Below are 11,572 nucleotides of genomic sequence, written 5' to 3'. Positions count from 1 at the left end.
AACTTTGTAGATTCTTTTGTAAGAAGAAGTGCGATGTCTATATATTTTTATACATTTGCACTCCAAATTTTTTGGACATTATGGCTTCGAATAAAGAGTTTATTATACCGTTTGAGGGCTTAAAGAATGGAAAACATTCGTTTGAGTTCAATATAACAACAGCGTTCTTTGAAGAGTTAGCGTATTCTATTATTGAAGGTGGCGATGTAAAAATCGACTTTCAATTGAATAAGAAAGATACAATGTTAATTGGTGATTTTGAAATGTCAGGTACAGTTCAAAAACCATGCGATCGTTGTACAGAATTAATGGACGTCCCGGTGGAAGTTTCGCATCAAATTGTTTACAAGTTTGGCGAAGATGAAAGTGTGGATGAAAATTTAATTATTCTTCCTATTTCCGCATTTACGATTGATATATCGTCTACAATATATGAACTATTAACAGTGGCCTTGCCCAGTAGAACGGTTCACGACGAAGACGAATGCAACGAAGAAATGTTGGATTTAATAGATAAGTACGTTGATTCATCAGAATACAATGAAGAAGATGATACCGACGAAGAGGACGATACAGACCCGCGTTGGGACGCATTAAGAAATTTGAATTAAAAATCTTAAATATAAAGTAAAATGGCACATCCAAAAAGAAGAACGTCGACAACAAGAAGAGATAAAAGACGTACACACAAAAAAGCAGTAGCTGGAAACATCTCAACTTGTCCAACAACAGGACAACCGCATTTATTCCACCGTGCGCACTGGTACGAAGGAAAACTTTACTATAAAGGTCAAGTAATTGCTGAGAAAGAAGTAGCAGTATAATTTGCTTATCCAGCACATTTAAAGTGTATTCACACTTATGAAACTTGGATTAGATATTAGTGGTGGCGATTTTGCGCCAAGAGCAAATGTTCTTGGCGCAATTTTGGCCCTAGAACAACTGCCCGACGATGTAGAGTTAGTACTCATCGGTCGTGAGGATGAGATACGCTCAATTTTGAAAGAAAAAGAGTTTGTTTCAGACCGTATTTCTGTGGTTAATGCTCCAGACATCATTACGATGGAGGATCATCCTACTCGCGCTATACCCCAAAAACCTAACAGTTCAATCTCTGTTGGTTTTGAACTTTTAGCCCAAAAAAAAATAGACTCCTTCGCTAGCACAGGTAATACCGGTGCTATGCTTGTTGGTTCTATGTATAAAGTAAACGCCATTCCTGGTGTAATTCGTCCTTGTATTACCTCTGTGTTACCTATTGTGAATGGACAAAACTCCATCATCTTGGATGTAGGTTCAAACGCAGATTGTAAACCAGATGTGTTATACCAATTTGCTAGTTTAGGTTCTATTTATGCCAAAAGCGTAATGAACATCGACAACCCGCGTGTTGGATTACTAAATATTGGTGAAGAAGAAGGTAAAGGTAATCTACTCACGCAAACCGCTTATAAATTAATGAAAGGCAGCGAAGATTTCAATTTTGTTGGAAACATCGAAGGCCGAGATTTATTTACAGGTAAAGCAGATGTTGTGGTGTGTGATGGGTTTACAGGCAATATCGTTTTAAAACAAGCCGAAGGAATGTACTCCATTACAAAGGAGTTGGGAATAAAAGACAACTACTTGGATCGCTTTAATTATGAAAATTACGGTGGAACTCCTATATTGGGCGTTAATTCAGATGTAATTATTGGTCACGGAATCTCTAACGACATTGCAGTAAAAAACATGATGTGCCTTGCACATGATGTTGCGAGTTCTGAATTAACTAAAAAGATTAAAGAAGCTTTTAAATAATGAAAAAAATTACAGCAGCAATAACAGGTGTTCATGGGTTTGTCCCAGAAAATGTTCTTACAAACAAGGACCTTGAGAAGATGATTGACACAACAGATGAGTGGATCACTTCTCGAACAGGAATTAAAGAAAGGAGAATGCTTGGCGACGGTAATCCTACTTCAGACATTGGAGTAGCTGCTGTGAATGGGCTTCTTAAGAAAAAAGGAATTTCTCCAGAAGAAATTGACCTAGTTATTTGTGCTACTGTTACCCCAGACCACCCTTTTCCAGCAACTGCAAACATTATTTCTGATAGAACAGGAATGAAAAATGCTTGGAGTTTTGATGTAAACGCAGCTTGTTCTGGATTCATATATGCTCTAACTACCGGTTCTCAGTTCATTGAAACAGGGAAATATAAAAAAGTTATTGTCGTAGGTGCAGATAAAATGTCCTCTATAATCGATTATGAAGATCGCGCTACATGTGTGATTTTTGGAGATGGTGGAGGTGCTGTTTTATTGGAACCAAATGAAGAAGGTTATGGTGTCGTTGACAGCATTCTGAAAAGTGACGGAGAAGGTAGAAAATATTTGGTACAACCTGCTGGTGGATCAAAACTTCCAGCAAGCCAAAAAACGGTAGACGAACGTTTACACTATGTTTACCAAGAAGGAAAAGCAGTTTTCAAATTTGCAGTTACCAACATGGCAGATGTGTCTGCTGAAATCATGGAGCGTAACAATTTAACTGCCGATAATGTAGATTGGTTGGTTCCACATCAAGCCAATTTGCGTATAATTGATGCAACAGCAAATCGCATGGGATTATCAAAAGACAAGGTGATGATCAACATTCAAAAATATGGTAACACCACTGCAGGAACACTTCCTCTATGCCTTTGGGACTGGGAGAAAAAACTCAAAAAAGGTGATAACATAGTGCTCTCCGCATTTGGTGGAGGTTTTACTTGGGGAGCAATTTACCTCAAGTGGGCCTATAATTCTTAAAAAAATACGTACATTTATCCTATAAATATTCACACATGATGAATCAAAAAGAAATTCAAGAACTAATTAAATTCGTTTCTAAGTCTGGCGTTACAGAAGTAGAAATCGAAGAAAAAGACTTTAAAATTACAATAAAGTCTGAGCCAAAAAGAAGCAAAGAAGAAGCACAAGAAAAGGTTGTTTACATACAACAACCGATGCAAGCAATACCTCAAGCTTCAGCTCAATTGCCTCAAGCAGCTCCAGCAGCGGCCCCTGCTCCAGCGGCAGAAGCTAAAAAAGAAACTGCAACTGAGGACGAAAGTAAATACATAACAGTAAAATCCCCAATGATTGGAACATTCTACCGTTCTCCATCTCCTGACAAGCCAGTATTTGTAGAGGTAGGAAGTACAATTAAAAACGGTGACCCTGTTTGCATCATTGAAGCAATGAAATTGTTTAATGAGATTGAAGCAGAAGTACAAGGTAAAATTATCAAAGTTCTAGTTGATGATGCTACTCCTGTAGAATACGATCAACCATTATTTTTAGTTGATCCGTCGTAATTAATTTAAGCGCTAGAATTATTTTAAGCAAAACTAAACACCCAAAAGGCATGTTCAAAAAAATATTGATTGCCAATAGGGGCGAAATCGCCTTACGTGTTATTAGAACATGTAAGGAAATGGGAATTAAAACTGTCGCTGTATATAGTATAGCAGACAAGGAAAGTTTGCATGTTCGTTTCGCCGATGAGGCTGTATGTATAGGTCCAGCATCAAGCTCATTATCCTATTTACAAATACCAAATATTATTGCTGCAGCAGAAATTACAAATGCTGATGCAATTCACCCAGGATATGGATTCCTTTCTGAAAACGCTAAGTTTTCAAGAGTTTGTCAAGAACACAATATAAAATTTATTGGAGCTACCCCAGAACAAATTGATGGAATGGGAGATAAAGCAAACGCTAAAGCAACAATGATTAAAGCAGGTGTTCCTTGTATTCCTGGTTCTAAAGGTCTTCTAAAAAACTTAGAAGAAACTTACAAAATCGCAGATAAAATTAAATATCCGGTAATCCTAAAAGCAACTGCCGGTGGTGGTGGTAAAGGAATGCGAATTGTTTGGAAAAAAGAAGAAATGGAAGCAGCATGGGATTCTGCACGTCAAGAATCTAAAGCAGCGTTTTCTAACGATGGATTGTATATGGAAAAGTACATCGAAATGCCTCGCCATATCGAAATCCAAATCGCCGGAGACCAATTCGGAAACGTTTGTCACCTTTCAGAACGTGACTGTTCTATTCAACGTCGTCACCAAAAATTAGTAGAAGAAACTCCTTCTCCATTCATGACTAAAAAGTTACGTAAGGAGATGGGAGCAGCAGCTATTAAAGCAGCAAAAGCTGTAAAATATGAAGGTGTTGGTACTGTAGAATTCCTTGTTGATAAAAACAGAGATTTTTATTTCATGGAAATGAATACACGTATTCAGGTCGAACACACAATTACTGAAGAGGTAATTAACTTTGACTTGATTAAAGAGCAAATTAAACTGGCAGCAGGAAGCAAAATTAGCGGTAAAAATTATGAGCCTATCATGCACGCGATTCAATGTAGAATCAACGCTGAGGATCCCTATAATAACTTCCGTCCTTCTCCAGGGAAAATCACAGAATATCACGAACCCGGTGGACATGGAATTCGTATTGATACGCATGTTTATGCAGGATATACAATCCCAGCGCACTACGATTCGATGATTGCAAAACTAATTACAGTAGCACAAACACGTGAAGAAGCAATTCTTAAAATGCGTCGTGCTTTGGATGAATATATTATCGAAGGCGTAAAAAGCACTATTCCATTCCACCAAAAATTAATGGTAGATGAGAAGTTTAATGCAGGAGATTTTACAACTGCCTTCATGGATGAATTCAAATTCTAATATTTGTCTCGAGACAAAACAAAAAAGTCATCTTCGGATGGCTTTTTTTTGGTTTAAAGTAAACCCAAGTAGGCGGATCATGGAAAAACGACTAACGGAAACGCACTGTTTATTGAGCTAATTTGATTAGCTTTATGAGCTCACTAAAATAAACAATCATGAAAAGAAATTTACTAATTACATCATTGCTGATTTTGTTTTTCTCAGCAACAGCTATCTCTCAAATCGGAATTAAGGGTGGATTTGCATTAGGTGAACCGCTAAATGACAATGCCTCTAACATGCATCTAGGTTTTGATGTGGGAGTAACTTACGACATTACGGAAAACATTACAGCCGAAATTTTACTAGAATCACTAAATAGAAAAGAAAGTTTAAGCATTCCTTTTTTTGGAACGATAGACATTAAATCCAACGTTATGCCTGTTACAATTGGGGGTCATTACAAGTTTCTAACAGACAAAATTCAACCTTACGCAGGATTAAATTTAGGGATCTATAGATTTAAAAGTGAAGCGTTTGGTACCAGTGCAAGTGAATCTTATTTCGGTTTCCAACCTAAAGCTGGGATAAGCTTAGAAATCACAGAAAATATATTTATTGATCTAACAGCGAAGTATCACATTGCATTTACTCCTAGCACCATCCAGACAGATGAATTTGGCAACTCTACTGGCCAAAGTAATTCAAACACTACAATTTTCGGAGCTAATATTGGAGTGATTTACAAGTTCAATTAAAAAATAGACAAATCATGCGGTTAATTGCTTTAAGGTATTAAATTTGTGTTCTAAATTTTAAGAAGGTTATGAAGACAGGTATAGCAAATAAAAAAATAGAAAAGATCATCGCTTTAGTTGAAAAAGAAGGCGTACTTGCAGAGAATTTGATTCAGGAATTAACTGAATTGAGAGAACTAGCGTTAAAAGAAACAGATCCTCTATTGGCAAAAGTTACACGTTTAACTTTCGAATACCTCAAAGAAAATGAAGCTTATGATGTTCAAGCATTGTGGGAAGAAGATGAAGAAGGTGGAGAATTTCCTTTAGAAATCGACGATAAAGAAAATTTATTAAACCTGTTGAACCTGATGCTAAATTCTGATCATAAAATCAATAGAGAAGAAATTAAGGATTACCGCACAGCTTTAAAGGAAGAGCTTTACTAGAATTATAGATTAAACAGCTAATATATTTGGTCCACTTTTCCCTAAAAGTGGACCTTTTTTATTTCCATAAATTACTCTAGAAATAGGACGTTTTAAAATTCTGTTTGTCCGGTCTTTTACCTACAGTTCATTCCTTATACTAGAAAATGATATTCTCCTTAATTAATCCACATCCCTCCATTGCTGAAAACGAGGGTTTTCCACCAAAACCAGGACGACAACTGACGATGAGATCTACAAGAGCTGTAAATAAAGATTTAAACTCTGAATGCAAATTGGTGTTTACCTAAGGAATCAATTCTAATATTATGATCAATAGTAAAATAATAATTTTCATTTTGTCATTGGGTTTTTCACTAAATGTCCTCTCTCAATTAAAAAGCAATACCGAATTCAATAAAGACAGATTGCGAATCAACAAAACTGGAATGCTTGTTTTGTCTTCTTGGGCTGCTGCAAACATTACTATTGGTTCAATTGGCTGGGCAACCACCGAAGGAGAAAGCCAATACTTTCATCAGATGAATGTCTTTTGGAACATTGTTAACCTAGGAATAGCAGTTCCAGGACTATTTACTTCCAACGCAACCAACGCGAAAAAGGTGAGTCCTGGGGAGCTCATTAACAAACAATATTCAACAGAACAAATATATTTGATCAACAATGGATTAAACATGCTGTATATTGGTTCAGGAGCCTTACTGCAATCAATAACAGAAAAAAACCAAAAAAATTATTCAAGGTTTAAGGGGTATGGAAATGCACTACTGCTTCAAGGTGGTTTTTTACTGATTTTCGATACATTTCAATACCTGAGACACCGAAATCACAGAAAAAACGCCAAACATCTATTTTTTGATCAGCTTTCATTGAGCAATTCAGGAGTTGGACTAAAATATACTTTCAATTAACTGCATGTCAGTGACAAATCAATCCTAAACCTTTGGTTAAAAAGACAAAACACTCTTTTTATAGTTTAAAAACATTCTAAATAAGAGGATTTGACAATGCTATGACAATAAAAACGGGCTTTATCACGATATTTGTAGCAAAATAAGGGAGAAGAGAGTGGAAGGAATTCACATATTTGCATTTACACATCGCCAGCTTGAGGTTAATCAGATTGGGAGATTACATATTGCACCTGATCATCAAAAGGAAAAGCTTACCCGCTTAAAGGAGAAGTTTGAATTAGATGAGCTGATGTATATTTCAACTTGCAACCGTGTAGAATTTATTATTTCTAAACAACAAGAAATTGAAATCCCCGAATTTCAACAGTACTTGGAATTCCTTTTTCCAGAATTCGATCAAGATCAACTCAATTTATTTGGTCACCAAGTAGAAAAATATAAAGATTTTCACGGTGTAGAACATCTGATTAAGGTAACCTCTTCCATAGACTCCATGGTAATTGGAGAAAGAGAAATCATTACCCAAATTAGGAAATCATTTGATATTTGCAGAGAATATCAACTTACAGGAGATTCTATCCGACTGATGATTCGTCATACAATAGAAACGGCTAAACGCATTTATACCCAAACAAGTATTGCTCAAAGTCCTGTATCCGTAGTTTCCTTGGCTTACCATACATTGAGAGAAAAAGATATTCCCTTAGATGCTCGAATTCTAATCATAGGCGCAGGAGTTACCAATACAAACATGAGCCGCTTTTTGAAAAAGCATGGATACACAAATTTCTCTGTATTCAATCGTACTTTAAGCAAGGCTCAATTGCTTGCTCAACAACTAAATGGAAGTGCTTATTCTTTAAATGAATTACCCCTTTACGACAAAGGGTTTGATATCATAATTACCTGTACAGGAGCCGACACCTCCATTATTAGCCCTGTACTTTACGAACACTTGCTCCAAGGCGATACAGATTCGAAAATGGTAATAGACCTTGCCATTCCTAGTGATCTTGACATCAAAGTGACAGAACAATTTTCTTTAGATTATATTTCGATTGACTACTTACAAAAAATATCCTCCAAGAATTTAGAGAAACGCGCAAGAGAAATCATTCATGTAGAGGAAATAGTCGAAGAGGCGGTGGGAATTTTCAAATTAATGGCCCATGAACGTGAAGTGGAAAGGAAAATGAGAATAGTTCCTGAAACAGTAAAAGAAATTAAGGCAACAGCAATACAACATGTTTTTGCTAAAGAATTTGAAAGTCTCGATGAAAACTCTAGAGAAACAGTAGAAAAAATGATGGCATATTTCGAAAAGAAATACATGAGTGTTCCAATGAAAATGGCCAAAGAAATATTATTAAAGAAATGAAAAAGATAATCATAGGTTCACGTGGCAGTGACCTTGCATTGTGGCAAGCAAATTTTGTAAAAGATGAATTACAAAAACTAGGACAAGAAGTTGAAATCAAAGTAATCTCTACACAAGGAGACCGAATTCAACACTTGAGTTTTGACAAAATGGAAGGAAAGGGTTTTTTTACCAAAGAAATTGAAGCTGCACTACTTGACAAAACCATTGATTTAGCCGTTCACTCACATAAAGATTTAGAAACAACTTCACCTGAAGGATTGCAAATTGCAGCTGTTTCCTATAGAGAAGACCCTTCAGAATTATTGCTTATTAGAAATGAATCTGTGGACAATAATGAAGAATTAGGAATTAAGAAAAACCCTATAATAGGAACTTCCTCAGCGAGAAGAAAATCTCAACTCATCACCTTCAGAGACGACATTGAAATTAAGGATTTGAGAGGAAATGTAGGTACAAGAATCAACAAATTGCGAGAAGGACAATACGACGCAATAGTATTGGCTATGGCTGGTGTAAAACGTTTAGATCTAGATTTATCTGATTTAACAATTAGCACCTTAGACCCAACAATGTTTATCCCATGTCCGGCTCAAGGAGTCTTAGGATTACAAATCAGAGCGGAAGATACTGAACTAGCAAAGGTATTAGAAGAGATGAACGATAAAGAGGTTGAAAAACGAATCGGAATAGAAAGAGGGGTTTTGAGAAAGCTTGATGGTGGATGTCAATTGCCATTAGGAATCTATTGTGATGAAGAAATGACCGTTCATGTAGCTTTTGCGAAAGAATGGGAAAACGGTGCAGAATTCAACACTTATTCAGCTGTGGATAACCCTGAAATTATAACAGAAATTCTAAAGGATCTTCAAGCGCAATAGGCAATGCTCTTTATCTCCAAAAAAGTCACACAACCCGAATTTATAGCTTATGCTGAGCTTGCGGAGATCGAAATGATAGATACTTCAATGATTTCTTTTGTTGAAGTCCCTTTTGAATGTCCACAGGAAAGCTATGATGTAGTGTTTTTTACAAGTCCTCGCTCTGCAAAGTTTTATTTGAATCGCTGTAAGCTTGCGTCCAACACCGAAATAGCAACAATTGGAAAAGTCACTTCCGACTTTGTCACTTCACTCGGGCACGAAGTTTCATTTACGGGCGTCACCAGTGGAATACCGGCTTTAGTTAGCAAAGAGTTTGCAGCATTTGTCGGCCAAAGAAAAGTACTATTTCCGCAGTCAAACTATTCACAAAAGTCTATGCAGGAAAGCATAGCCAATAATCAAATTACAGATTTAGTCGTTTATAAAACAGCGCTAACGCCTGTTCGCCTAAAAGAAAAACCATCCGTCTTAGTTTTTACTAGCCCCACAAATGTTGAGTCTTTTTTACAATTGAATAGCATTACACCCGAACAAAAGGTAATTGCTTGGGGTAAAACAACGGAAGGGTTTTTGGCTAAAAATGGAATAGAGGCTAATTTCACACTAGACTATTCTTCCTTTGATGAATTGAAAACAGTATTAGAAAAGCACTTCTACCCTATTGATAAATAAGTTCAGCATTTTTTTCTTGAACTATAAACTTTGCAGATTTTCCAAAAATTAAAGCTCTGTTATCGTTTAAATGTCCAGCAGGAAAATCGAAGGCTATAGGTATATCATGGTAAGCGAAATGTGCTTTAATCAACCCTTGTAGATCGCTTCCAAACGGGATTTCCGTATCTTTTACAGCACTAAAATCACCAATAATTAAACCTCTAATTTGATCTAGTACTCCCGCTTTACTTAATTGATAAAAATGACGATCTATGGCATACAAATGTTCACCCACATCCTCCAAAAACAAAATTGTATTCTGATAATCAGGTTGATGTTTCGTTCCAATTAAACCGGCCAAAACAGTAAGGTTCCCTCCTATTACTTTTCCCGATACCTCTCCAGTACTATTTTCACACTCAGTTTTCCATTCATAATTCAAATCTTCATTTTTTAAACTTAAAAAAAGAGAATGTAAGGCCTCTTTGGAGTTAGACTCAAAATTAAGTGGCATTGTTGAATGAATTGAGGGTGCTCCAATTTTAGCTAAATGTTGATGAAATACAGTAACATCGGAGAAGCCCAACAACCATTTTGGTTCATCTAAGAACCCAGCCCAACTTACTCTATCCACAATTTGAATGCATCCATAGCCTCCGCGAGCACAAAGAATAGCTTTTACCTCATCATTATCAATTGCCCATTGTAAATCTTTGGAACGCTCCCCTATTGTACCAGAAAAATAATTACTCTGACCCAAGCAATTTTTAGAGACCAGCGCTTTGAAACCGTTTTCTTCGATGCATTTTACTGCAAAATCGATAAATTGTTTCTCAATTCCTTTTGCTGGAGCAACAATAGCAATGGTATCTCCTTCTTGTAGTTTTTTAGGAAACATAGTGCCTAGTAAGTTTTGGTCATGTCTTGGTCAACTACCAAAATAAAATCTGCCTGCCCCTTGAACTCATCTTGTAATTTAGTGACATCAGCCTGCTCTACTGTCGAGATAGTGATGATATGTAAGGCGGGATCCTTACGTTTTAAATACCAATAAATCCCCTCAAAATTCTTGCTATGGTAATCACCGTTAAAATGAATAAACTGGTTATTATTTGCATTATATTCCTGATAAATAAAGTGGGCCATTGTAGCATCCTTAATTGCCTGCGCCTTTGGGAAATTAGGATTTGCATGATCACTCATCATAGTGAGCATTGACTTGTATCCAGGTAATTCTGGATCATAGGCAATTGGTAAAGGAGCTACCCAAGTTTTCTCTTCGTCAGTTAAATCAGCTTCAAGAGATTCTATTCCGTTTCTATAAACGTGGCTGGCAAATTTTCTAGGAACATTTGTAGCAATAAATGGCAAACTGTTTTCTTTGGCGTGATCTACTAAAGGCTTATAATCTGTTTTATAATTCACCCACAAAGACGCCAATGAATCTAGTTCTTTTTGAGAAATTTCACCAGAAAGATACGCATTCAATTGTTTTTGGTTATTCGCTTCCAACATCTCGGCCCCTAGAGAAACGGAATGTATTTTACTCATTTCCTGTGTTGTTTTTAGTTGTAACCAATGCGCAATAGGGTTATCATGCAACTCACCAAATAAAATGATCTCTCCCTCTTCGATTTGCTTGATGAATTTTTTTGCACTTATTTTCTTTCCTTTTTTATTGTACAACTGAAAGGATTCAAAATTTTGTGCCAAGGTATATTGTCCAATGAAAAACAATAAAATTAATAGGTATTTCATGATACTCGTTTTTACAAATATCGAAATTCTAATAAATAGTTGGTAAACAAAAGCAAATCTTTTTACCAAATTACTTTTTTGGTCTTGTTTG

14 protein-coding genes are annotated in these 11,572 nt (G+C 36.2%); 12 read left to right on the top strand and 2 right to left on the bottom strand.

The features are described from left to right. Window positions 1–80: 80 nt before the first annotated feature. The 12 genes from DIT68_RS13140 (at window position 81) to DIT68_RS13085 (ending at window position 9,741) form a co-directional block, all read left to right on the top strand. Window positions 81–611, top strand: coding sequence for a YceD family protein (locus DIT68_RS13140; RefSeq protein WP_109360276.1), 531 nt, complete (start codon window positions 81–83; stop codon window positions 609–611). Window positions 612–632: 21 nt separating this feature from the next. Beyond that, complete coding sequence (rpmF, locus tag DIT68_RS13135) at window positions 633–824, top strand: 50S ribosomal protein L32 (protein WP_109360275.1); 192 nt, start codon at window positions 633–635, stop codon at window positions 822–824. A 37-nt stretch (window positions 825–861) separates the two neighbouring features. Further along, entirely contained in the window at window positions 862–1,800 is a 939-nt protein-coding gene (gene plsX, locus DIT68_RS13130; RefSeq protein WP_109360274.1) for a phosphate acyltransferase PlsX, read from the top strand. Then, on the top strand, window positions 1,800–2,792 hold the full coding sequence (locus DIT68_RS13125) for a beta-ketoacyl-ACP synthase III (RefSeq protein ID WP_109360273.1): 993 nt from the start codon (window positions 1,800–1,802) through the stop codon (window positions 2,790–2,792). The genes plsX and DIT68_RS13125 overlap by 1 nt, the downstream gene beginning before the upstream one ends. A 38-nt stretch (window positions 2,793–2,830) precedes the next feature. Then, the gene (gene accB, locus DIT68_RS13120; protein WP_109360339.1) at window positions 2,831–3,340 is read left to right on the top strand and encodes an acetyl-CoA carboxylase biotin carboxyl carrier protein; all 510 of its coding nucleotides are present in this window, start codon (window positions 2,831–2,833) and stop codon (window positions 3,338–3,340) included. Window positions 3,341–3,390: 50 nt separating this feature from the next. Further along, window positions 3,391–4,725 (top strand): acetyl-CoA carboxylase biotin carboxylase subunit, encoded by a 1,335-nt coding sequence (gene accC, locus DIT68_RS13115; RefSeq protein ID WP_109360272.1) that lies wholly within the window; start codon window positions 3,391–3,393, stop codon window positions 4,723–4,725. A gap of 158 nt (window positions 4,726–4,883) precedes the next feature. Then, on the top strand, window positions 4,884–5,465 hold the full coding sequence (locus DIT68_RS13110; RefSeq protein WP_109360271.1) for a porin family protein: 582 nt from the start codon (window positions 4,884–4,886) through the stop codon (window positions 5,463–5,465). A gap of 68 nt (window positions 5,466–5,533) precedes the next feature. Continuing rightward, window positions 5,534–5,893, top strand: coding sequence for a hypothetical protein (locus DIT68_RS13105; RefSeq protein ID WP_109360270.1), 360 nt, complete (start codon window positions 5,534–5,536; stop codon window positions 5,891–5,893). 308 nt (window positions 5,894–6,201) lie between these two features. After that, on the top strand, window positions 6,202–6,804 hold the full coding sequence (locus DIT68_RS13100; RefSeq protein ID WP_109360269.1) for a DUF6992 family protein: 603 nt from the start codon (window positions 6,202–6,204) through the stop codon (window positions 6,802–6,804). 157 nt (window positions 6,805–6,961) lie between these two features. Continuing rightward, complete coding sequence (gene hemA, locus DIT68_RS13095; RefSeq protein WP_158276189.1) at window positions 6,962–8,185, top strand: glutamyl-tRNA reductase; 1,224 nt, start codon at window positions 6,962–6,964, stop codon at window positions 8,183–8,185. Then, entirely contained in the window at window positions 8,182–9,066 is an 885-nt protein-coding gene (gene hemC / locus DIT68_RS13090; protein ID WP_109360267.1) for a hydroxymethylbilane synthase, read from the top strand. The genes hemA and hemC overlap by 4 nt, the downstream gene beginning before the upstream one ends. A gap of 3 nt (window positions 9,067–9,069) precedes the next feature. After that, on the top strand, window positions 9,070–9,741 hold the full coding sequence (locus DIT68_RS13085; RefSeq protein WP_109360266.1) for a uroporphyrinogen-III synthase: 672 nt from the start codon (window positions 9,070–9,072) through the stop codon (window positions 9,739–9,741). Here DIT68_RS13085 and DIT68_RS13080 read toward each other — a convergent pair. Beyond that, window positions 9,728–10,621, bottom strand: coding sequence for a S66 peptidase family protein (locus DIT68_RS13080; protein ID WP_109360265.1), 894 nt, complete (start codon window positions 10,619–10,621; stop codon window positions 9,728–9,730). The two genes, DIT68_RS13085 and DIT68_RS13080, sit on opposite strands and share 14 nt — an antisense overlap. Before the next feature lie 5 nt (window positions 10,622–10,626). Then, entirely contained in the window at window positions 10,627–11,481 is an 855-nt protein-coding gene (locus DIT68_RS13075; RefSeq protein WP_109360264.1) for a ChaN family lipoprotein, read from the bottom strand. Window positions 11,482–11,572: the final 91 nt, after the last annotated feature.

Origin of the sequence: Brumimicrobium oceani (assembly GCF_003143775.1) — a bacterium.
In the GTDB taxonomy this organism is placed as follows: Bacteria; Bacteroidota; Bacteroidia; order Flavobacteriales_D; family Crocinitomicaceae; genus Brumimicrobium; species Brumimicrobium oceani.
The sequence above is the reverse complement of the archived record's forward strand: the minus strand, read 5'-3'. Positions and strand labels throughout refer to the sequence as shown.